This window comes from Methylorubrum sp. Q1 (assembly GCF_004683995.1).
In the GTDB taxonomy this organism is placed as follows: domain Bacteria; phylum Pseudomonadota; class Alphaproteobacteria; order Rhizobiales; family Beijerinckiaceae; genus Methylobacterium.
The window spans coordinates 1-237 of record NZ_SRHQ01000115.1 but is presented as its reverse complement, the minus strand read 5'-3'; the positions used below and the strand labels follow the sequence as shown (position 1 = coordinate 237).

The following is a 237-nucleotide window of genomic DNA, read 5'->3' as shown; positions in this document are numbered from 1 at the left end:
CGCGCGCAGCAACGTCGGCAGCTACGGCATCGGCCAGGGCAGCCTGGCCGCCTCGGCCAACTACGCAGTAAGCTATGTCGGGGCGGACTTGGCGATCACGGCGCGATCGCTCACCCTCACGGCGGAGGCGCAGAGCCGCGTCTACGGCGACGCGAACCCGAGCTTGACCTACCGGGTCGGTGGGCGCGGACTGGTCAACGGCGACGCCTTGACCGGCGAACTCGCCACGGCGGCCGA

Annotated in this window: 1 protein-coding gene; it reads left to right on the top strand. The window is 71.3% G+C overall.

Annotated features, from left to right (window positions below; all coding sequences use genetic code 11):
• On the top strand, positions 1 to 237 hold a 237-nt coding region (locus E4V01_RS25990), incomplete at both ends, for an MBG domain-containing protein (protein ID WP_193763323.1).